The 20,387-nt window shown below is 61.0% G+C and carries 19 protein-coding genes; 14 read left to right on the plus strand and 5 right to left on the minus strand.

Annotation, left to right across the window (positions count from 1 at the left end; translation table 11 throughout):
* The first annotated feature begins 32 nt into the window (after positions 1-32).
* On the plus strand, positions 33-206 hold the full coding sequence (locus tag NYE40_RS05495; RefSeq protein WP_153782959.1) for a hypothetical protein: 174 nt from the start codon (positions 33-35) through the stop codon (positions 204-206).
* A 78-nt stretch (positions 207-284) separates the two neighbouring features.
* On the opposite strand, the gene NYE40_RS05500 is transcribed toward NYE40_RS05495, so the two are convergent.
* A complete protein-coding gene (locus NYE40_RS05500; protein WP_339279488.1) occupies positions 285-1,631 on the minus strand; it encodes a response regulator in 1,347 nt (448 codons plus the stop codon).
* A gap of 1 nt (position 1,632) precedes the next feature.
* Positions 1,633-3,363 carry a histidine kinase gene (locus NYE40_RS05505; protein WP_339279490.1) on the minus strand — a complete coding sequence of 577 codons (1,731 nt, stop codon included), beginning with the start codon at positions 3,361-3,363 and terminating at the stop codon, positions 1,633-1,635.
* Between the two features lie 209 nt (positions 3,364-3,572).
* Here NYE40_RS05505 and NYE40_RS05510 point away from each other — a divergent pair, with 209 nt between their 5' ends.
* The 6 genes from NYE40_RS05510 (at position 3,573) to NYE40_RS05535 (ending at position 11,837) form a co-directional block, all read left to right on the plus strand.
* A complete protein-coding gene (locus tag NYE40_RS05510; protein ID WP_339279492.1) occupies positions 3,573-4,547 on the plus strand; it encodes an ABC transporter permease subunit in 975 nt (324 codons plus the stop codon).
* Positions 4,548-4,562: 15 nt separating this feature from the next.
* Positions 4,563-5,432 (plus strand): carbohydrate ABC transporter permease, encoded by an 870-nt coding sequence (locus NYE40_RS05515; protein ID WP_028600350.1) that lies wholly within the window; start codon positions 4,563-4,565, stop codon positions 5,430-5,432.
* Between the two features lie 53 nt (positions 5,433-5,485).
* Complete coding sequence (locus NYE40_RS05520) at positions 5,486-7,162, plus strand: hypothetical protein (RefSeq protein WP_339279493.1); 1,677 nt, start codon at positions 5,486-5,488, stop codon at positions 7,160-7,162.
* 23 nt (positions 7,163-7,185) lie between these two features.
* Positions 7,186-8,595, plus strand: coding sequence for a family 43 glycosylhydrolase (locus tag NYE40_RS05525; RefSeq protein ID WP_339279494.1), 1,410 nt, complete (start codon positions 7,186-7,188; stop codon positions 8,593-8,595).
* A gap of 191 nt (positions 8,596-8,786) precedes the next feature.
* Positions 8,787-9,623 carry a sugar phosphate isomerase/epimerase gene (locus tag NYE40_RS05530; RefSeq protein ID WP_339279495.1) on the plus strand — a complete coding sequence of 279 codons (837 nt, stop codon included), beginning with the start codon at positions 8,787-8,789 and terminating at the stop codon, positions 9,621-9,623.
* Between the two features lie 441 nt (positions 9,624-10,064).
* A complete protein-coding gene (locus NYE40_RS05535) occupies positions 10,065-11,837 on the plus strand; it encodes a rhamnogalacturonan lyase (protein ID WP_127464485.1) in 1,773 nt (590 codons plus the stop codon).
* 49 nt (positions 11,838-11,886) lie between these two features.
* Here the strand turns inward: NYE40_RS05535 and NYE40_RS05540 are convergent, their stop codons facing one another.
* Complete coding sequence (locus NYE40_RS05540) at positions 11,887-12,321, minus strand: helix-turn-helix domain-containing protein (RefSeq protein ID WP_052333562.1); 435 nt, start codon at positions 12,319-12,321, stop codon at positions 11,887-11,889.
* A 245-nt stretch (positions 12,322-12,566) separates the two neighbouring features.
* Between NYE40_RS05540 and NYE40_RS05545 the strand changes: the two genes are divergently transcribed.
* From NYE40_RS05545 to NYE40_RS05570, 6 genes are all read left to right on the plus strand, one after another.
* Positions 12,567-13,664: a methyl-accepting chemotaxis protein gene (locus NYE40_RS05545; RefSeq protein ID WP_028600353.1), complete on the plus strand. Its 1,098-nt coding sequence runs from the start codon at positions 12,567-12,569 to the stop codon at positions 13,662-13,664.
* On the plus strand, positions 13,661-14,095 hold the full coding sequence (locus tag NYE40_RS05550) for a GAF domain-containing protein (protein WP_028600354.1): 435 nt from the start codon (positions 13,661-13,663) through the stop codon (positions 14,093-14,095). The genes NYE40_RS05545 and NYE40_RS05550 overlap by 4 nt, the downstream gene beginning before the upstream one ends.
* A gap of 59 nt (positions 14,096-14,154) precedes the next feature.
* Positions 14,155-15,786: a thiamine pyrophosphate-binding protein gene (locus NYE40_RS05555; RefSeq protein ID WP_028600355.1), complete on the plus strand. Its 1,632-nt coding sequence runs from the start codon at positions 14,155-14,157 to the stop codon at positions 15,784-15,786.
* Between the two features lie 41 nt (positions 15,787-15,827).
* Positions 15,828-16,172 (plus strand): hypothetical protein, encoded by a 345-nt coding sequence (locus NYE40_RS05560; protein WP_228551292.1) that lies wholly within the window; start codon positions 15,828-15,830, stop codon positions 16,170-16,172.
* Positions 16,173-16,195: 23 nt separating this feature from the next.
* The gene (locus tag NYE40_RS05565) at positions 16,196-17,185 is read left to right on the plus strand and encodes a ketoacyl-ACP synthase III (RefSeq protein WP_028600357.1); all 990 of its coding nucleotides are present in this window, start codon (positions 16,196-16,198) and stop codon (positions 17,183-17,185) included.
* A 65-nt stretch (positions 17,186-17,250) separates the two neighbouring features.
* The gene (locus tag NYE40_RS05570; RefSeq protein ID WP_052333563.1) at positions 17,251-17,871 is read left to right on the plus strand and encodes a polysaccharide deacetylase family protein; all 621 of its coding nucleotides are present in this window, start codon (positions 17,251-17,253) and stop codon (positions 17,869-17,871) included.
* A gap of 111 nt (positions 17,872-17,982) precedes the next feature.
* Here NYE40_RS05570 and NYE40_RS05575 read toward each other — a convergent pair whose 3' ends face one another.
* Positions 17,983-18,720 (minus strand): MerR family transcriptional regulator, encoded by a 738-nt coding sequence (locus NYE40_RS05575; RefSeq protein WP_028600359.1) that lies wholly within the window; start codon positions 18,718-18,720, stop codon positions 17,983-17,985.
* 92 nt (positions 18,721-18,812) lie between these two features.
* Between NYE40_RS05575 and NYE40_RS05580 the strand changes: the two genes are divergently transcribed.
* The gene (locus NYE40_RS05580) at positions 18,813-19,514 is read left to right on the plus strand and encodes a type II CAAX endopeptidase family protein (RefSeq protein ID WP_028600360.1); all 702 of its coding nucleotides are present in this window, start codon (positions 18,813-18,815) and stop codon (positions 19,512-19,514) included.
* 91 nt (positions 19,515-19,605) lie between these two features.
* Here NYE40_RS05580 and NYE40_RS05585 read toward each other — a convergent pair whose 3' ends face one another.
* Complete coding sequence (locus tag NYE40_RS05585) at positions 19,606-20,364, minus strand: Crp/Fnr family transcriptional regulator (protein ID WP_052333564.1); 759 nt, start codon at positions 20,362-20,364, stop codon at positions 19,606-19,608.
* Between the last annotated feature and the right edge of the window lie 23 nt (positions 20,365-20,387).

Below are 20,387 nucleotides of genomic sequence, written 5' to 3' on the forward strand. Positions count from 1 at the left end.
ACGCCATCTTTTATCGGACAGGAGAGAATGCCATGAAATTGATCGTTCCCATCGCTACGCTCGTGCTCGTCGTCGCCAGCTTGCTCGTCCATCGCCTCGGCACGCCGCTGAGCGACTTCTGGCAGGGCCTGATCACAGGCCTGGCCATCACGGGGCTGATCTACAGCCTGGCGGCGTTCTGGAAAAAACCTGGCGCCAGACGTTAGAACCATCGCATGATGAAAAAGCCTCCCCTCCTGCAGGATGCAGGAGGCGGAGGCTTTTTGTTGCGGAGCCGGCGCCGCTCACCCCAGCTGCAGCCTGCGGTACTGGTGGGGCGTGATGCCGTACTCGTCCTTGAACAGCTTGATGAAATACTGCGGCTTCTTGTACCCGACCATCCGGGAGATGTCGGCGACATGCAGGCTCGATTCCTTCAGGAGGCGGGAAGCCTTCTCCAGCCGTCTCAGCGCGATATAGGCGGACAGGTTCTGGCCGGTCTCCTGCTTGTACAGCTTGGACAGATAGACCGGATGCAGATGGACATGCTCGCCGAGCTCCTCCAGGCTCAGGCCGCAGGCCAGATGCTCGTCGACGTAGTCGCGGACCATCCGCACGACGTTCGCGTTGCAGTGCCGGCTGCTCTTTTCCGTCTCGCTCCTGTCGCGCACGATCGCTTGAAAGGCGAGCTGCGGATCGGGCAGCAGATCGAAGATCCATTCGGCGGCATCGGCCGTCCGGTCGGACCCGCTGCCTGCATGCAGGCTCGCGATGATTTCCATGACGTAGATCTTTTGCTGCTTGGCCCCGTCGAGCTGGTCGTACCTCTTGCTCCACAGCTTCCCTCGCGGCTCCTTCTCGCCGATGCTCGGCAGGTCCCTGGAGATGCGCTCCACCTCGGCGAAGCTCACGTTCTCCTGGAGGAAGAACGAATAGAAGCGATGCCGGACTTGATGCGGATGGGCGAACGAGAACGGCTCGGAAAAAGCGAGCGATCCGATCCGTCCGGCCAGCGCCTCGGCCGCGGCATGAGGCATCGCTCCGGAGAGCGCGGACTCCGTCCTCCAGGCGAAGCGGTCGAATTTGCCCAGACGGTCCCGCACGGACGCCTCCTCCATGTCCGAAGGCTCCGGCAGCCTGAAGAAGCAGAACGGCTCCTCCCCGAGCAGGCGGAGGGCGGGCTCGTCCTCCCTCGCCATGCTTCGGCTCTCGGCGACGATCGACAGCAGGAAGCGCAAGCCGTCGAACCGCTCCCACACGAGCGGACGCGTCCGCTCGTGCTCGCGCACGGATTCGGTCGCATGCCGGACCGCTTTTTCCATGTCGTCCTTGTCGACCGGCTTGAGCAGATAGTCCAGGAGGCCGAGGCGGATCGCTTTCTGCGCGTAGTCGAACTGGGAGTATCCGGACAAAAAGATGACCTTCGTCTTCAGCTTGGAGCGGTCGATATGCTCCAGCAAGTCGATGCCCGATACCTCCGGCATCCGGATATCGGTAATGAGCAGGTCGATGCCGTTCCCGTCCAGCAGCTCCCTGGCTTCGATCGAATTCGTGCTCGTCTCCACGCGGTTGATGCCGAAGCTTTTCCAATCGAGCAGATGCTTCAAATACTCCACGACATAATGCCCGTCATCTACGATCAGTACCCGCATCTTATCCTCCTCCTTCCGTCGGCGAAGCGATCGTCATGAGCACGGACAGCCCGCCCCGGCTGTTGGCGACGAAGCGCAAGCCGCTCGACTCGCCGTACGTATTCTTCAATCGGCGGCTGACGTTCCACAGCCCGATGCCGCGATCTCCCTCCGGAGGCTCGCTGCGCTCGATCCGCTCCGCCAGCAGCTGGATCTCGGCCGGATCGAGTCCCTTGCCGTCGTCGGAGACGGCGATGACGACGCCCCCTTCCTCGTCATGCCGGACCTGGATCGACACCTCGCAGGCGCCTTGCCGTCCTTCGATGCCGTGCTGGATCGCGTTCTCCACGAGCGGCTGGATCATCAGCGGCTTGACGGGCTGATCCGCCAGCTCGGGCGGCAGGTCGATCTCGTAGCGGATCTGCTTGCTGAGAGACATGATCGCCAGGTAGTGCTCCGCCAGCTGGAGCTCCGAAGCGAGGGAGGCCGGCCTTGTGTCCAGTCTCGTCATATACCGGTAATATTCAGCGAGGTGCTTGCTCATCCTAATAATGGCATCGGGAGACGAATGGGCGACCGACATGATGTAGAAGAGGCTGTTGTACAGGAAATGCGGATTGATCTGGGCCTGCAGCTGCTTGAACTCGGCCGTCCGCCTCAGCTCCGTCTCCGTCTCGAGGGAGGCGAACAGCCCCTGGATCTCTCCCATCATATGGTTGAAGCCGTTGAACAGGCTCGAGAATTCATTGTCGTTCTTGTGCGGGATCCGGGTATTGTAGTTCCCTTGCTCGACCAGCTGGAACTTTTTGCGCAGCAGATGGACGTGCCGATAGAAATTGCGGTAGAACATCTGGATCACGAACAGTCCGAGCAAGACGACGGCCGCGATGCTGAGCAGGAAGGCCTGGCGGTTGCGGTCGAGCGGGAGCAGGAAATCGCTCATGCGCGTGTAGGTGACGAGATAGGTGTCGATCTGCGCGATGTATTGGGCGAGGATGTAGAAGTCGCCTTCGCTCGACTTGTAGTCGAACTTCCGAATCTCGCCGTCTTGGATGCCGTCTCCGAGGCCTTCGACGATCAGCTCCGGCATGGCGGCGGCGATTTGCTCATCCACCTTCCGGCTGCTCCACAGCTCCTTTCCGTTCACGACATAAAAGGCATTCGAGCTGGCGGCATCGCTGACCGCTTTGCCAAGCAGGCTTCGGAGGTAGTCCGTCTTCAGCTGGACGCCGACGATATACGGTTCCGGAAACGCTCCGGCATCGGTCTGGATATAAGGATATTTGGCGAAATAGTACAGGCTGCCGCCGACCGTCTGCCACCCTTTGGCCTGGACCTTTTGGTAGATCTGGCTGGCGAGCAAGTCATGGCTCGTCGTAATGAAGGTGCCGTCGGATGGCCAATAGATGCCGATGGACTCGACGACATGGCTGGAGATGAGGATGTCCTCCAGGCGGCGCAGAATCTCGTTTTTCTTCATCTGATAGTCATAATTGCCGAGCTCCCGCCGCTGCTGCGGATAGAAGCGGACGTCGATGTCGGAGACGAAGCGGGTTCCATACAGGGCGGCTTCGGAAATGATGCCGTCCAGAATTTCGTCCGCATACTCCATCTGGTTTTTGGACGAATGGATCAGGCTCGACTCGACCGTGCGGGAGCTGAGCTGGTTCATGACGATGAACAGGGCGAGCGTAAGCAGGAAATAAATGATGAAGAAATAGATGAACTGCTTCATCGTGACTTTTCTTCTCATGGTAGCGTTCCTTTCCGCGGCGCAGAGCTAGATCAATTCCGTTCCCTTTATCATAAGCTCGATTTCCAAAAAGAAAAAGCCGTTTCCAGCAATTGATGAAAGCGCTCTTAAAGTGATTCAGATTATAGCCATGATGTTAAAATCGGGACATTTCGGAGTGGAAGCGCTTTTGCTAAGATGATTGCAGAAACCGGTTACATGAGGAGGGGATGACCATCGACAGCGCGACGCAACCCGTGCCCGGCACGACGAAAAAGGTCCGCTCCGTCAGGAGCAGCAAGAAGCCATGGAGCAAGGAAATCCGAGCCAGCTGGCCGCTTTACTTGATGTGCCTGCCCGCATTAGTCTTTGTGCTTACCTTTGCCTACGGTCCGATGGTCGGCTTGATCATGGCCTTCCAGGATTACAAGCCGTGGCTCGGCCTCACAGGATCGAGCTGGATCGGGCTGGAGAACTTCCGCAGGATCTTCCAGTACGAAGAGGCCTCTCAGGCCATCTACAATACGCTGATCATCGCGGTGTCCAAAATCTCGGTCGGCATCGTCGTTCCGATCGTGACGGCCATCCTGCTCAGCGAGATCCGGAGCATGGGGCTCAAGAAGAGCATCCAGACGCTCGTCTACTTGCCGCATTTCCTGTCCTGGGTGACGGTGGCCGGCATGATGATCGACATCCTGGGCTTGGAAGGCGGCATCAACCACATCCTGACAAGCGTTTTCGGAACCGAGCCGATCTATTTCCTCGGCGATCCGTCTCTATTCCGGCCGACGGTCGTCCTGAGCGACCTGTGGAAAAACTTCGGGTTCGGCATGATCGTCTATCTCGCCACCATTGCCGGAATCGATCCCTCTTATTATGAAGCGGCCGAGATCGACGGCGCGACGAGGCGCCAGCAGATCTGGCATGTGACGCTGCCGTCGATGCTGCCGATGATCATCGTCATCGCCACGCTGAGCCTGGGAGGCATCCTGGACGCGGGCTTCGACCAGATCTTCAACCTGTACAATCCGCTTGTGTACAGCACCGGGGACATCATCGACACCTACGTCTACCGCTCCTCGCTGCTGAACGGACAATACGGCTTCGGCACGGCGGTCGGATTGTTCAAGTCCGTCATCAGCCTCATCCTGATCGTCCTATCGTACCGCTTCGCCTACAAGTTCGCCAACTACAGGATCTTTTAAAAAGGAGGGTGCGAATTGTACCATAAAACGACGGGATACAAGGTATTCTCGATCTTCAATCATCTCCTTCTCATCGTGATCGCACTGTCTTGCTTCTTGCCGCTCCTCCACCTGTTGGCCCAGTCATTCAGCAGCAAAGCGGCCATCAACGGGAATATGGTTTCGTTCTGGCCCGTGTCCTTCCAGATCGACGCCTACGTCAAGACGTTCAACAACTCCAACTTCACCGGCTCGATGATGATCTCGATCATCCGGACGATTCTGGGCACCGCGATCAGCATGGCCATCTTGACGACGGCCGGCTACGCGCTGTCTAAGGAGTTCCGCGGCAGGAACGCGCTGATGTGGATCTTCGTCTTCACGATGCTCTTCTCCGGCGGCCTGATCCCGTCGTATCTGCTCGTGACCGGCCTCGGCATGAAGGATACGATCTGGGCGCTCGTGCTGCCGGGAGCGTTCGGAGCGTACAACCTGATCCTGCTCATGAACTTCTTCCGCACGATTCCGAAGGCGCTTGAGGAAGCGGCGTTCATCGACGGAGCCTCCTTCTTCGTGATCTTCCGAAGCGTCTATCTGCCGCTGTCCCTGCCCGGACTGGCGACGGTCGCGCTGTTCATCATGGTGGGCCACTGGAACTCCTGGTTCGACGGCCTCCTCTACATGTCCGACACCTCGCGGTATCCGCTGGCGTCGTTCCTGCAGACGGTCGTCGTCCAGAACACGATGCAGAACCTGGCGATGAGCCAGGCGGAAGTCGACGCGATGGCCGAGCAGAGCATCAAGGCGGCGCAGATCTTCATCAGCACGCTGCCGATCATCCTGGTGTATCCGTTCCTCCAGCGGTATTTTGTCAAAGGGATCGTGCTGGGCGCGGTAAAAGAATAGCGGCTTCAATGACTCAACCCATATAAAGCAAACAATGAAAAGGGGACAGAACGATGAAAAAAGCCAGCTCGATTCTGATGACGGCCCTTCTGTCGGCAGGCCTCCTCGCCGGCTGCAGCGGCGGCGACCAGCCTTCCTCCGAAAAGGGAAGCACCCTGAAAGACGGCAAGTTCGATCCTCCGATTACATTGAAGATCGCCAAGCAGCAGGACGAGAACGCAGGCAAGTATCTGCCGGGCGAAAGCCTGAACGACAACGTGCTGACTCGCTGGGGAGTCGAGAAGCTCGGCATCAAGGTCGAGACGACGCTGCTCGGCGGAGACGGGGCTCAATACAACAACAAGCTGCGGCTGGCTCTGACCGGCTCCGAGCAGCTGCCGGACATCATCCCGGTCTACGATACGATGCTGGCCAACGACCTAATCCAGTCGGGACGCGTGAAGGAAATCACGGAGGACATCAAGTCCTACATGCCGGAGCGGCTGAAAAAGATCTACAAGGAATATCCGATGACGTTCAATCCGGTCATCCGGGACGGCAAGGTGTACGGCATGGCGATCGCGCCCAACCTGACCGAAGGCGAAGTCATGCTGATCCGCCAAGACTGGCTGGACAACCTGAAGCTGAAGGCGCCGACGACGATCGAGGAGTTCGAGCAGGTCATCGCCGCCTTTACGGACGGAGATCCGGACGGCAACGGCAAGAAAGACACGTACGGCTTCACGCTGTCCGGCAAGGATTCCTACAATACCGGCTGGGTCAGCGATCCGGTCATGATCTTCAGCGCCTTCACGGGCAAGAACATCCCGCGCCAGTGGAATGAGGACAGCAGCGGCAAGCTCGTCTACGGCTCGGTCGATCCGGGCAACAAGGAAGCGCTGGCCAAGCTGAGGGACTGGTACTCCAAGGGGTATCTGAACAAGGAGCTGGCGACGAAAGGCGCTTGGGACGCGCTGGCCGACTTCACGGAAGGCAAGGCCGGCATCATCGTAGGCCGTCCTTGGCTGTACGGCTCGGTCAAAGACGTGGAGAAGAACGTCAAAGGCGCCAAGATCGAGGCTTATCCGACGATCAACGGCATCGACGGAGGCAAGACGTACCAGTCGGGCCAGCTCAATGACGGCGTATTCATGTTCAACAAGGACTTCAACCAGATGGATGCCTTCTTCCTTTACTACGACAAGCTGTACGATGCGGCGTTCGGCACCGGAGACTTCGTGTACGGCTATGCCCAAGGGTACGACTACGATATCGTGAACGGCGAGGTCACCTTCGATCCGCAGAAGTTCAACAAGCCGCTGGATGCGGTGCAGAGCGTCGGAAAGATGTCCTTCACGAAAAATACGCCGACCGTCGACGGTCCCGGCAAATCGTTCTATGATCTCGCGCAAGGCGTGAAGCCGGACAACGGCGTTCTGATGAGATCGAACTCGAACGATGCGACGACTCAAAAAGGCTACGTCATCTCCTACGAGAACGCGGATGTGCTGCTGCCGAACGCGTTCAACGGGCCTCCGACGAAAACGATGCAAAGCACTTTGGAGCAGCTCAACACGATGGAGCAGGAGACGTATACGAAAATCATCTACAGCAAAGAGCCTCTCGAGGCGTTCGACACCTTCGTCAAGCAATGGTATGCAAAGGGCGGAGAGCAGATCGCCAAGGAAGTGAACGAGTGGTACAGCGACGTCAAGAAAGTCGATACGATGGCTAATATGGGACTGAAATAGAGCTTAACGGAGGGGAAGCAAGCATGAGCCGAACGAAGATCATCCAAAACCAAAACGGTGCGCCGTGGCTGGACCAGGACGGGGAGCCGCTCCATGCGCATGGCGGAGGCATCCTGTACGACAACGGCTTCTATTATTTGTTCGGCGAGAACCGGACCGGCCGCCGCAAGGTGAGCTGCTACCGGTCCCGGACGCTGTCGGACTGGGAATGGCGAGGCGACGTTTTGACGCTGGATTCCGACGTCGAGCCGCTCTACTGCCGCTCCTCGCTCGACCTGAATCCGTATTCGACGGCCATCGGAGCCAATATCGAAAGGCCGAAGGTGCTGTTCAACGCCAAGACGGGGCAATACGTCATGTGGATGCATTGGGAGAACGGCAACGACTATCGGGATGCCCGCTGCGCGGTCGCGACTTGCGACACGGTCGACGGCGACTATACGTATCGCGGCAGCTTCAATCCGATCGGCCACATGTCCCGGGACTGCACGCTGTTCCAAGACGACGACGGCACGGCTTACTTCCTGTCGGCGGCCAGGGAAAATGCGGATCTGCTCGTCTACCGGCTGTCGGACGACTACCTGGTCATCGAGGAGCTCGTCAAGACGCTGTGGCCGGGCCAATACCGGGAGGCCCCGGCGGTGATGAAGCGCGACGGCGTCTACTTCATGACGACCTCGGCCTGCACGGGCTGGCATCCCAATCCCGGAGCCTATGCGTACGCGGATAGCCTGACCGGCCGCTGGTCGCCGCTGCTGCCGCTTGGGGACGCGACGACCTATGACACGCAGCCGACGTTCATCGTGCCGGTACGCGGCACGGAGACGACCTCCTATCTCTACCTGGGAGACCGCTGGGATCCGACCGACTACCAGCAGTCCGGCTATGCGCTGCTTCTGCTGGAGTTCCCGGACGACCGGACGATGGAGATGCGCTGGGCGGATACGCTGGAGATCGACTTCGAGACGGGGCGGGTCGAGGCTGTCGTCCAAGAGCCGGAGGAGCAGCGGATCCGAATCCGCGACGTAGGCGAGCGGCTGTACCTCGCAGCGGACGGCGAAGCGGCGATCGGCACGAATCTCCATTATCAGGCCGCCGAGCAGATCTGGGCGGTCGAGCCCGCCGCCGAGGGAAGCATGCGCCTTCGGAATGTCCGGACGGGACGCTATCTTGCAGCGGACTCCGAACAGAGGAAGGTCATGCTGGCCGCCGCCGAAGCGGCCGGCGAGCATGAATGGAGCCTGCTGCCGATCGACGAGGAGAGGGGCATGCTGATCCACCGGCAATCGGGACTGGCGCTGGCGATGGCGGAGGATCGCCAGAGCGGCGAGCTGATCCTGGCGGAAGGCAGCGAATTCAAGCATGACCGGAGGCTCGGTTCCGATCCGCGCTGGTTCCTGCTCGCGCCGGTTCGCGGCGGAGCAGCGAGCTAGCTAAAAGGAATGGCTGCCCCCTGAATCGGCTTTGGAGGCTTTTCAGCTCCAAGGACGGTTCAGGGGGTCTGTTTTGCAACCGTTTTCCACTGATTTCAGCCGGGTTTTTGGACCATGGGCATTGTAAAATGAAGATGCTGCGCGTCTTCTGTATGAGATGGCGAGTCTGCAGCGGGAAGGAGAATGGGCAGATGGGTTATGGCACATTGGCGCATACGGTCGGCCGGCTGCCGCTGCGCGAGCTGACCGGCAAGCTTGCCGGCCGGGGCATCGACTTCGTGCAGCTGGCGCTCTCCAAGGCGATTGCGGATATCGACACGAGCCCGGGCAAGCTCAGTCCGGCGCTTGCCAACCATATCGCGGAACAATTTGAGCGCGTCGGCGTGCGGATCGGAGTGCTGGGCTGCTACATCGATCCGATCCATCCCGATCCGGAGGCGCGCAGGCGCGAAATCGGGAGGTTCAAGGAGCATCTGCGGTTCGCCAGAGACTTCGGCGCGCCGATCGTGGCGACGGAGACGGCATCGCTCCAGACGTATGCGAGCCGGCGTCCGGACGATTACGAAGCGTTCGGCTGGAGCGTCCTCAAGGAGACGGTAGAGGAGCTGGCCGAGGAAGCGGAGCGCTGGGGAGTGACGATCGGGCTGGAGCCGGTCAGTTACCATACGCTGTCCAGCGCAGCCAAGATGGAGCGGCTGCTGGGCGAGGTGCCTTCGTCGACGCTTGGCGTCGTGTTCGATCCGGTCAACCTGCTGACTGTCAGCCTCATGGATGATCAGGAAGCGTTTCTCGACGAGGCGTTCGAGCGGTTCGGCAGCCGGATCGTGCTCGCGCATCTCAAGGATGCGGCTACCGCCGGCTCCGAGCTGCGCCACCTGCCTCCAGGCCAGGGACAGTTCGCGACGGAGCCGTTTCTCGCGCGGCTGCATGCGGCCAAGCCGCTCCTCGACCTGTCGTTGGAAGAAGTGGACGGAGACAGCCTGGACTCCGCGCTGGCCTGGGTGCGCGGATTGCAGCAGCCGCGCTGACGGCGCTGCTCTGCGGCGAGCGCCGCCCGGGGAAGTATCGCAGGCTTGCAAGCCGCGTCACGTGATGAAGCCTCTGTTCCTGCCATGCGCAGAAGACGGAGGCTTTGCCATGCCGATCGGACGGCAGGCAAGTCGAATATACGGACAAAATAAACCTGTTTTTCTTGAAAAAGGCAAAAAACGCCCTGTTTCCGTGAACCTTTCGATGCTACACTAAGGGCGAAAATAAATGATAGCGTTTACATTAAGAGGGGAGGCGAGAATGCAACCCGTCGGAACGCATAGCCGACGCCATCGCTATTTTAATGAAACAAGGAGGAGAAATTGATGAACTCATGGTACCGCAAGCCGCTGAAATGGGCTGTAATCGCCCTGTCCAGCGCTATCTTGGGCACGGCCTTGCTGACGAGCGCTCCCGCTCAGGCCGCCGCGGCCAGGCAGATGGAGAAGCTCGACCGCGGCCTGACGGCGGTCAAGATCAATGGAGGCGTGCTGGTGAGCTGGAGGCTGCTCGGCACAGACGCCGGCTCGGTCAGCTTCAATCTGTACCGCGGAAGCACGAAGGTGAACGCCAGTCCGATCACCTCCAAGACGAACTACCTCGATGCGGCCGGCACGACCTCTTCGAGCTACACGGTTCGCGCCATCGTCGGAGGCGTAGAGCAGGCGGCATCGCCGCCGGCGTCGGTGTGGGCGAACAACTACCTGGACGTGCCGCTCCAGATCCCTGCCGGGGGAACGACTCCGGACGGCGTCAGCTACACGTATCAGCCGAATGACGCGAGCGTCGGCGATCTGGACGGAGATGGAAGCTACGAGATCGTCGTGAAATGGGACCCGACCAATGCGAAGGACAATTCGCAAGGCGGCTATACCGGCAACGTGTATCTGGACGCCTACGAGCTGAACGGCACCCGCCTCTGGCGGATCAATCTCGGCAGGAACATCCGCGCTGGCGCGCATTATACGCAGTTCCTCGTCTATGACTTCAATGGAGACGGCAAGGCGGAGGTCGTCTGCAAGACAGCCGACGGCACGGTGGACGGCACAAATGTAACGATCGGAAGCGCCACAGCCGATCATCGCAACAGCGGCGGCTACATTTTGGCCGGGCCGGAATATTTGACCGTATTCGCAGGCAATACGGGAGCTGCGCTATCCACGGTCAGCTATGACCCGCCGCGCGGCAACGTGAGCGATTGGGGCGACGGCTACGGCAACCGGGTGGACCGCTTCCTCGCCGGCGTCGCCTACCTGGACGGAGTCCGGCCGAGCATCGTCATGGCCAGAGGCTATTACACCCGCGCCGTGCTGGTCGCCTACGACTGGCGCAACGGCGCCCTCACTAAGCGCTGGACGTTCGACAGCAACAGCTCGGCCAATGCGGGAACGGCCGGACAGGGCAATCATCAGCTGGCCGTCGCCGACGTCGACGGCGACAGCAAGGATGAGATCGTATACGGCGCGTTCGTCGTCGATGACAACGGAACGAAGCTGGTCAACACGAGCAGAGGGCATGGCGATGCGCTGCATGTCGGCGATCTCGATCCGTCCCGTCCCGGCCTCGAGGTGTTCAAGGTCAACGAAAGCTCGCCTTACGGCGCCTATTCCTACGATCCGAAAACGGGCTCGATCCTATGGAGCGTCACGGCCAGCGCGGATACCGGACGCGGCATGACGGCGGACATCGATCCGCGCTACTTGGGCGAGGAGATGTGGGCCACGAACGGGGTCGGCTTGCGGACGGCCAAAGGGGTCCTGATTACGAATTCGTCCCCAGCCTCGGTCAACTTCGGCATCTGGTGGGACGGCGATCTGCAGCGCGAGCTGCTGGATCATACGTGGAGCGGCAGCACGAGCACGGGCGTCGGCAAGATCGAGAAGTGGAACTACGCGACCTCGAGCGTGACCAATCTGCTGACCGCCTCCGGCACGCTGTCGAACAACCATACGAAGGGCACGCCGAGCCTGCAGGCCGATCTATTCGGCGACTGGCGGGAAGAAGTCATCTGGCGCAAGAGCGACAACTCGGCGCTGCGCATCTACACGACGCCGTACGAGACGAGCCATCGCTTCTATACGCTGATGCACGATCCGGTCTATCGGCTGTCGATCGCCTGGCAGAACGTCGCCTACAACCAGCCTCCCCATACGGGCTTCTACTTGGGAGAAGGGATGGCGGCTCAGCCCGTTCCCGACCTGTATACGCCATAAGCCATGACCAAAAAAGCATCCCGCGCCCGCCGCGGGATGCTTTTTTTGGTCAGCTCCGGCCTTGAGCCGGGAAGCGAAGCGGGTCCTTCCGGTGCTTTTTGCGATACTGCAGAGGCGTGCACTCGGTCTGCGCCTTGAACGTCTTGCCGAAGCGAGCCGGATCGCGAAAGCCGACCTTCTCGGCGATGAGGCTGACCTTCCAAGGCGTCTCGCGCAGCAGCTGCTGCGCCTTCATGATGCGGACCGTGGCGAGATAATCCCGATAGGTGAGCCGGACCGTCCGTTTGAACAGCTTGCTGAGATAAAACGGGCTGAAATGGAATTCCTTGGCGAGCAGCGACAGGGAAAGCGGCTGCGCGTAGTTTTCGTGAATATAGCGGACGACCCGAGCCAACCGCTCGTCGGCCGCCGGCGCGGAACCGAAGGCCGGCCTGCTTCTGCTGGCGCAGCCCAGCTCGTCCGATAGGCATTCGACATCTGCCATTCCTTGATTCCCTCCTTTCTTGTGCGGCGCTGCCAGTTTAGGCTGAAAAGCGTTTTTCTGCCAGAGAGAAAGCAGAGGAGTTCTTGTCGGAATCCGATTCGTTGCCGTCGCAGGCGCTCCGAAAGATGAAATTTAATGTCACTTGATCCGATATAACATGACATGCGGCATTCTCGAGGAGGTGGGCACGGAGTCTTGTGAAACGCGAAGCATCCAGTTTAGTCGCGAAGATGGAGGAGAAATCGTTGAAAACGAAAGCAACATGGCCGCGCTGGCTGAAGGTCCTTCCGGAGCGCTGGCGCAGCGGCATGAGCCGCGAGGAGAAGAACGGCCGGGAGCAGGAGCGGCCGGGAGCGGGGCTGCCGCCTCATCGGCAAGACGAGGCTTCGGCCCGGGAGCGCGCGGCGCTGGAGGGCATCCGCGGCTTGTCCGAGGAGATGGCGGCGACGTCCTCCAAGCTGGTGAAGGAAGCGGAATTCACGATTGAAATGGCGGAGGGCATCGCGCTCTCGATCGAGCAGGTGTCGCAGGGCAGCGAGTCGATCGCCGCCGGAGCGTTGTCCAACCGCGCGATGCTCGAGGAGGTGTCGCTCGGGATGAGCCATATCGCCGACTCTTCCTATGCGCTGGCTCAGGAGACGGCGGACGTGACGGGCAGGGCGGAAGTCGGCCTCGGCACGATCGACCGCGCGGTGGAGCAGATGGAGCGGGTATCCCGTTATGCCGAGCTGCAGATCGAGTCGATGACCCGCATGAACCGGCTGAACGAGGAGATCGAGCAGATCGCGCTCATCGTAGGCCAGATTTCCAGCCAGATCAATCTGCTGAGCCTCAACGCGGCGATCGAGGCGGCTCATGCCGGAGAGTACGGACGAGGCTTCTCGGTCGTCGCCGACGAGATCCGCAAGCTGGCCGAGCAGTCCGCGGCGTCGGCCCGCGACATCGGCAAGACGGCGGCGGACATCCGCAGCAATTCCAAGCAGTCGGCGGAAGCGATGAACCGCTTCGGAGGCGAGCTGCGCTCCGGCGTGGAGCATGTCGGCGAAGCCGGCCAAGCGTTCCACCACATCGTGCAGATGACGGCGCGGGTTTCGGAGAAGGTGCAGGAGATTTCCAGCGTGACGGAGCAGGTGAACGCAGGCACGTCGGAGATTCTCGTCTCCGTGCGCCAGACGTCGGACAGCACCGAGGTGTCGATGGCCAGCTCCAAGGAGATCGCCTTGTGCGTGGACGACCAGCTGCAATCCATCCAGCAGACGCTGAATCATGCGCGCCAGCTGCGCGAGCAGGCCGCGCGCCTGCAGGAGCTGGCGGTTCTGGAAGAGGCGGGAGAGGCTCGATGACGGAGGATCTTTCGCTGATCGCCGACGTGATGGACCGGCTGAGGGCCGCGACCGGAGTGAAGGACATCGCCTGCCATCGGATCGCGGACGGCAAGCTGATCCCGCTGCTCAAGACCGAGACGGATCGGCTCGGCATGGAGCGCTGGAAGCAGGTGCACGCCGACAACCCGGTGTACATCCGCAACGATTCGCTGCTGACGGCGCTATTGGAGCGTCCGGAAGTCGTGCGGCTGGACGATGTAGCCAACGATCCGCGCTCGCAGGAGGAGTTTTTCCTGTTCGGCATCGACAGCCTGATGATCGCCCCGGTACGGCGCGGCGACGAGGTCGAAGGGCTGCTGATCGCCGCTTCCATCGGCGAGCTGCACACGTTCACGGACGAGGAGGCGGCTGCGGCCGAAGAGCTCGCGGCGCTGCTGGGGGACAGATAAAGAGCTGAAGACAGAGATAGAGACAGAGATCGATCTAGATCAACCAAGGAGTGGATTCCATGATCGTCGCAGAAGCCATGCTTCGTTATTTGAAGGACCAGGGCGTCGAGCATCTGTTCGGCATTCCCGCAGGCATCATCGGACCGATCTACGACTCGCTCATCGATGTCGGCATCAAGCCGGTCATCACGAAAAACGAGGCGGGATCGGCCTATATGGCGGCCCGCTTCTCCAGCACGACCGGCCGGCTCTCCGTATGCGCGGGGGCGGGCGCGGTCGGCGTCAGCAACATGATGAACGGCATCGCCGACGCCAAGCGAGCCAAAGCTCCGATGCTCGTCATCGCCGGCGCGGTCAACCGCTGGCAGATGGGCAAGGGAGCGATCCAGGAGCTGGACGGCGAGCAGATGGTCAAGGTCGTGACCAAATACAGCGCGACCGTGCTGCGCGAGGAGGATGTGCTGACGGAGCTCGATCGCGCCGTGCGGGCGGCCTTGACGCCGCCCTGCGGACCGGTGTACCTGTCGATCCCGATCGACATCCAGCGCGCGGCGTTCAACGGTCCGCTCCCGCAGCCGCCGGCGCTCGCTCCGCTGCCGGAGCGCAGGCGGCCTGATCCGCAGCTGCTGCAGCAGGCGGCCGCGGCGCTGCAGGCGGCCAGCCGGGGGCTCATCTTCGTCGGCCGCGGCGGCAGAGGCTTCGGCGCCGACATCGAGCGCCTGGCCGAGCGGCTCGGCTGGCCGATCATCACGACGCCTGCGGGCAAGGGAGCCGTCGCCTCGGATCATCCGCTCTATCTCGGCAATTATGGCTTTTCGAGCTCGGACGCAGCCTTCCGCTATGTGAACGGCAGCGAGCCGGAATGCCTGCTCGTGCTCGGCACGAGCCTCGGCGAGGCGTCGACCTGCAACTTCAACGAGGTGCTCGTGAAGGGCCGCAAGGTCATCCATGTCGACCGCGACTCGTCCGAGCTCGGCAAGGTGTTCCCGACCGACATCCCGATCGAGGCCGATCTGGGCGACGTGCTGCCGCATCTGCTCGAGCAGGCCGGATCGGCCCGCGAGCCCTATGCCGCGGAGCGTCCGATCAACGATCCGTACGTGCGCGATCATACGGGACTGTCGCTGCGGCTGTTCCTGGAGGAGCTCGGCGAAGCGCTGCCAGCCGACACCCGCTATGCCTGCGACATCGGCGAGTTCACCAACTTCGCGCTGAAGTACCTGACCGTTCCGGCCGCCGGCGACTTCGAGATCAACCTCGACTACGGAGCGATGGGCTCTGCGATCGCCGGAGCGGCAGGCTTGGCCGTGGCCGAGCCGGAGCGGCCGATCGCGGTGCTGGCCGGCGACGGCTGCTTCTTCATGAACGGCATGGACATTCTCACGGCCAAGGAATATGGCTATAAAATCATCTATGTCATCATCAACAACGCCATGTTAAGCTATGTCGAGAGAGGACAGCAGTTCCTGTTCAAGCGCACGCTGCCGGACTACAAGCAGGAGCGGATCTCGATCGCCGCGATGATGGAGGCGGCCGGCGTCCGCTCGATGACCGTCCGGCAGCTGGAGCAGATGGACGAGGTCCGCTCCTTCGTGGACGGACTCGACGGTCCCTGCGTCATCGAGGTCGTCACGGACGGCAGCGAGCCGGCTCCGATTCTCGATCGGCTCAAGGCGCTTGTCAGCAGCTGAGCGTCTTCCCGCTTTATTTTCAACCAACACGAGGAGGAATCATGATGGGCAGCTTCAACATCAACGTAGATCGCACAAACCAGGTATTCCATGCCGTAGTAGAGGGCACGTTCACGCCGGAGGAGGGCATGGCGTCCGTACAAGCCTATCAAAAAGAGATCGCCACGATCGCCGTGCCGGAGTACGAGATCCATATCGACTGCACGGAGCTGAACGTCTCTTCGCCGTCGGCGCTGCCGATTCTGGAAGGCTGCTTCCAGATGTACAAGCAGGACGGCTTCAAGAAGGTCGTGCTGACGCTCGCCCGCAACCCGATCCTGAAAATGCAGCTCGGACGCGTCGCCCGCACGGTCGGCCTGGAAAACTGCGAGATCATCGAAAAATAAGAAGATTCCGAGGGGGAAGTTCCATGACAGCGGTTCGCATTCGTGGCATCGAGATCTATCATCCTGAGCTGGAGGTCGGCAACGACTATTACATCGATCGCTTCTCCGCTGCCGGCGTGCCGGTATCCGGGCTGCTGAAGGCGCTCGGCCGGGAGAAGCGTTTCGTCATCGACAATGCGGATGAAAATACGTACACGATGTCGGTCGAGGCTTCCCGCAAGGTGCTGGAAGCGACCGGACAGCAGGGCTCGGAGCTCGACCTGATCCTGTTCGCGTCCCAGACTCCGGAATATCTGCTGCCGAGCATGGCGCTCAAGCTGCATCATGCGCTGGGCGGAGGCAAGCAGACGAGATGCTTCGACGTGAACGCCAACTGCGCCGGCATGCTCGTCGCGATCGAGCAGGCGAGCTGCTTGATGCAGGGCGATGTCCGCATCCGCAAGGCGCTGGTCGTCGGAGCGGACCACTTCTCCGTCCATAGCCCGGACAATCCGGTCTACCATTCCACCTTCGCCGATTCGGCCGCAGCCGTGCTGCTCGTAGCGGAAGAAGGAGAAGGCGGCTTCATCGACTCGGTCTACCAGACCGACACGCATGTCATCGACAACTCCCTCTTCCCGGGCACGGGCTTGTCCCGCATTTACGGCGAAGGCGTTTCGGCGGCGGACATCCAGGTCCAGTTCACGCCGTTCGACGATTCGGTCTGCGTCGACTCGGCGGTCGACTCGCTGCGCGAGCTGATGGAGCGCAGCGGCGTCCAGCCTTCGCAGGTCGGCGCTTATCTGTTCTCCCAGTTCTCGATCGGCAACAACCGGCTCGTGGCGGAGCGCCTCGGACTCGACGAGTCCAAAATCCATTTTGTCGGCGACAAGTACGGCTACACGGCGAGCAACAGCCCGATTCTGGCGCTGCATGACGCCATCAAGGCCGGGCGCATCGAGCGCGGCGACTACCTGGTGTTCTGGACCGTCGGAGCGGGCTGGCAAAACGTATCCTTGCTGATGCAATATTGATCTAGGCCCGCCGCCGGAATCCGCTCTATAATGAAGGCAAGCGCAAAGGAGAAAGGCGGGAGGGCATGGATCGAGAAGCGGCAAGGATCATTGAAAGCCTGGGCGAAGGAGCGGAGGGCATTGCCCTGACGTTCGACGACGGACCGGACCCGGAGTTCACCCCGCGGGTGCTGGAGCTGCTCGCCCGTTACGGTGCCAAGGCGACGTTTTTCCTGCTCGGCATGCGGGCGGCGGAGCAGCCGGAGCTGGCGGCGCGCATCGCGGCCGAAGGACATGAGATCGGCAATCATACGTGGCTGCATCCCGACTTGACGGCCGAGCCGGAGGAAACGGCGCGGCGCGAGATCGGACAAGCCCAGCAGCTGCTGGAGCGGCTGTCCGGGCGCGCTCCCGTCCTGTTCCGCAGCCCTTACGGCACCTATGACGACCGCTTGCTCGAGCTGGCCGGAGAGCTCGGATTCGGCTTTTGCCTCTGGTCGGTCGACACCGAGGACTGGCGGTTGCCGGGAGCCGATGCGCTGACGGAGCGGCTCTCCCGCGCCAGGCCGGGAGACGTCGTGCTCATGCATGACGCGGGCGGCGACCGCAGCCAGACGGTGGAGGCGCTCGAGCGCGCGCTGCCGGAGCTGGCGGCGCGCTTCCGGCTGGACACCGTCAGCTCGCTGCTGCGCCGTCCGGGAGGATGACGGGGGCTTCGGCCCCCGCCTCCCCCGCTTTCGCCTTTATACGGAACGAAGCTGCAAAAAAACAAGCTGATGCCGGTTATCCACCGGCGTCAGCTTGTTTGCTTTTGCTCCCTAATCCCCGTCTTTTTCGGATGCGTAAGCTAGGCTTTTTTCCACAAACTCCAGCACTTCATTGGATACGGGATAGAGGCCCGACTGCTCGGCAGGCAGCTTCCTTACCTCCCAGAACTTGCTCATCAATTGTTCGTCCCCTTGGAAGGTCTCGAGCGACAGCTTCATCAGCTCGCTCGCGATGCGGAGGCCTTCTTCCGATTCCGGCGGAATGGATTGCCGCACGCACCATTCGATCCGGCGCAGCAAGGAAACATAGTGTTGAGAAGTCTTGTCGCCGCGGTTGAGGCTCGGAAGGGCGTCCTGCAGGAAGGAGCTTTCGTCATCGTTGAAATAATCGATCCATTGCTTCGACTTGGGCTGGACGGTCCGGACCAGATGAGACACCCGGTCCCAGGAGAGCGTGCCTTCCAGATCCATCATGTTGATCAAGGAAGTCGTATTTTCCATGCTGCTCTGCAGAGCGGCGAGCTGCTCCTGCAGATGATTGTGATGGGCAACCAGAACATGGCGGAAGGACAGCTTGTCCATGACATGCTGGATCTCCTCGAGCGGCAGCGAGAGGGATTTGAGCAAGGTGATCTTTTCGAGCGTGAACAGATCCTCCTCCGAATAATACCTGCGGCCGTTCTCTTCCTTCTCGCTGGGCGTCAAAAGACCGATCTGATCGTAGTACCGCAAGGTTCGAACGGAAATGTTCCGCTGCTTGGATACTTGCCCTGTCGTCCATCTAGACATCGTTTCCTTCCTCCCGAAAAAAAGCTTGCAGGTGACGTTGCGTCACCGTCTATCCTGAGTACAAGGATATCACAGAGTACGGAGGGAACGGGATGAAAGGAACGGTTATCGAGTGGAAGAGGGATGAGTGGACTTGGCGTGAATTCGCCGCCTTGCTCGCGCTGGAATTCTTCTTTGTCATGGTCGCGGTCAAGTACGGCATGCAGTCGATCTACGAGGAATGGCTCGGAAATACGCTGTACTCAGGAACGCTTACAGGGGCGACGATTGCGATTGTTTTGCTGGCCGGGGTGTATGTGGTCGCTCTGCGGCCGAAACGGGCGTCATGGGAGGAAGTCGGTCTGAAACGGTTTCCGGCGAAGGCATGGTGGAAAATTCTGCTCTGGCTGCTCGTATTGATTGCAGGAAGCGTAGCGGTCGTTTATTTGACGAGCTTTTTCGGAAATACGGTGGACAACAGCAAGACCGAGAGCTTGAAGCAGAACGCCTCTCTCGTCGCGGTGCTGATCGGCATCGTATCCGCCGGCATCGTGTCGCCGGTGTATGAAGAGATTTTCTATCGCGGATTCATGTATCGCTGGTTAAGGACCCGCATGGGAAGGATGGGGGCGATCGCGGTCAGCTCTTTGATCTTCACGCTTGCCCATTACCCGACCCTGAATGCGATGCCTGTCAATTTCGTAAGCGGAATCGTGTTTGCATGGGCCTATGAGCGGACGGGATCGGTCATACCCGGCATGATCATCCACGGGGCGTTCAATACGATCGCCGTGCTGCTCACGGCAATGAGCTGATCGACACAGGGAAACAGCCTCCGCTCCATCGTCTGATGGGGCGGAGGCTGTTTGGCCGCGCGGACGCGGAGCGGGAAGCCGGGCCTGCGCTTCAGATGCGGCATACTTCCTTGGGACAAGCGGGGCAGCTCGGGCAGCCGCACAGCCGCCGCAGGGCGGGCAGGTCGGCGATCGTGATGAGGCCGCCTTTGACCGAGACGATGCCCTCGTCCTTCATCGACGCGAGCATGCGGTTGACGCTCTCGCGCGTCGTGCCGATGAATTCGGCCAACTCGGCGTTGGTCAGGCGCAGCCCGATCTCGAGGCCGTTCGGCCGCAGCCGGCCGTAGCTGTTGGACAGGCGGATCAGCGTGCTGGCGAGCGCGCCCGGCTTGCCGTACAGCAGCAGGTCGCGGAACTTCGACTCGGCGATGCGCTGCTGGAGCGCCATTCCGTTCATCCAGCGCACGGCGAGCTCTCCGCTGCTCAGCAGCAGCGCCTCGAGCTCCTTCCAGGCGATGACGCCGATGCGCGCTTCCCGCGCGGCCTCGGCGCTGAAGCCGTACACCGACTGCCGCCCGGCCTCGGGGCCGCCCGTCAGGTCGCCTTCCTGAAGGATGGACAGGATGAATTCCTTGCCGTCCTCGGTCGACTTGCGCAGCTTCACCTTGCCCGAAAGGATGAAATAAAGCTTGTCGGCGGGCTCGCCTTCCCAGAACAGGAAGCTGCCCTCTTCGACGCGGCGCTCCGTCATGAGCGCCTCGATGCTCCTCCACTGCTCCGCCGTGAAAAAGGCGGAAAATCCGCTCCGCTGAGCCTCTGCCGCTTCCTTCGCATAGGCGGATCCCGCCGCCGGCTGCCTCATCGCCATGTCCGCTCGCTCCCTTGCTTCTT

The sequence above is a fragment of the Paenibacillus sp. FSL W8-1187 genome (genome assembly GCF_037965485.1).
GTDB lineage: Bacteria > Bacillota > Bacilli > Paenibacillales > Paenibacillaceae > Paenibacillus_O > Paenibacillus_O pasadenensis.

What these genes read in the sequence shown, in the direction of transcription:
- NYE40_RS05555 (WP_028600355.1), top strand. Translation starts at nt 14,155, where the DNA reads ATGATCGTCGCAGAAGCCATGCTTCGTTATTTGAAGGACCAGGGCGTC.
- NYE40_RS05525 (WP_339279494.1), top strand. Translation starts at nt 7,186, where the DNA reads ATGAGCCGAACGAAGATCATCCAAAACCAAAACGGTGCGCCGTGGCTG.
- NYE40_RS05495 (WP_153782959.1), top strand. Translation starts at nt 33, where the DNA reads ATGAAATTGATCGTTCCCATCGCTACGCTCGTGCTCGTCGTCGCCAGC.
- NYE40_RS05575 (WP_028600359.1), bottom strand. Translation starts at nt 18,720, where the DNA reads ATGTCTAGATGGACGACAGGGCAAGTATCCAAGCAGCGGAACATTTCC.
- NYE40_RS05530 (WP_339279495.1), top strand. Translation starts at nt 8,787, where the DNA reads ATGGGTTATGGCACATTGGCGCATACGGTCGGCCGGCTGCCGCTGCGC.
- NYE40_RS05500 (WP_339279488.1), bottom strand. Translation starts at nt 1,631, where the DNA reads ATGCGGGTACTGATCGTAGATGACGGGCATTATGTCGTGGAGTATTTG.
- NYE40_RS05535 (WP_127464485.1), top strand. Translation starts at nt 10,065, where the DNA reads ATGGAGAAGCTCGACCGCGGCCTGACGGCGGTCAAGATCAATGGAGGC.
- NYE40_RS05510 (WP_339279492.1), top strand. Translation starts at nt 3,573, where the DNA reads ATGACCATCGACAGCGCGACGCAACCCGTGCCCGGCACGACGAAAAAG.
- NYE40_RS05580 (WP_028600360.1), top strand. Translation starts at nt 18,813, where the DNA reads ATGAAAGGAACGGTTATCGAGTGGAAGAGGGATGAGTGGACTTGGCGT.
- NYE40_RS05520 (WP_339279493.1), top strand. Translation starts at nt 5,486, where the DNA reads ATGAAAAAAGCCAGCTCGATTCTGATGACGGCCCTTCTGTCGGCAGGC.
- NYE40_RS05540 (WP_052333562.1), bottom strand. Translation starts at nt 12,321, where the DNA reads ATGGCAGATGTCGAATGCCTATCGGACGAGCTGGGCTGCGCCAGCAGA.
- NYE40_RS05585 (WP_052333564.1), bottom strand. Translation starts at nt 20,364, where the DNA reads ATGGCGATGAGGCAGCCGGCGGCGGGATCCGCCTATGCGAAGGAAGCG.
- NYE40_RS05565 (WP_028600357.1), top strand. Translation starts at nt 16,196, where the DNA reads ATGACAGCGGTTCGCATTCGTGGCATCGAGATCTATCATCCTGAGCTG.
- NYE40_RS05570 (WP_052333563.1), top strand. Translation starts at nt 17,251, where the DNA reads ATGGATCGAGAAGCGGCAAGGATCATTGAAAGCCTGGGCGAAGGAGCG.
- NYE40_RS05560 (WP_228551292.1), top strand. Translation starts at nt 15,828, where the DNA reads ATGATGGGCAGCTTCAACATCAACGTAGATCGCACAAACCAGGTATTC.
- NYE40_RS05550 (WP_028600354.1), top strand. Translation starts at nt 13,661, where the DNA reads ATGACGGAGGATCTTTCGCTGATCGCCGACGTGATGGACCGGCTGAGG.
- NYE40_RS05505 (WP_339279490.1), bottom strand. Translation starts at nt 3,363, where the DNA reads ATGAGAAGAAAAGTCACGATGAAGCAGTTCATCTATTTCTTCATCATT.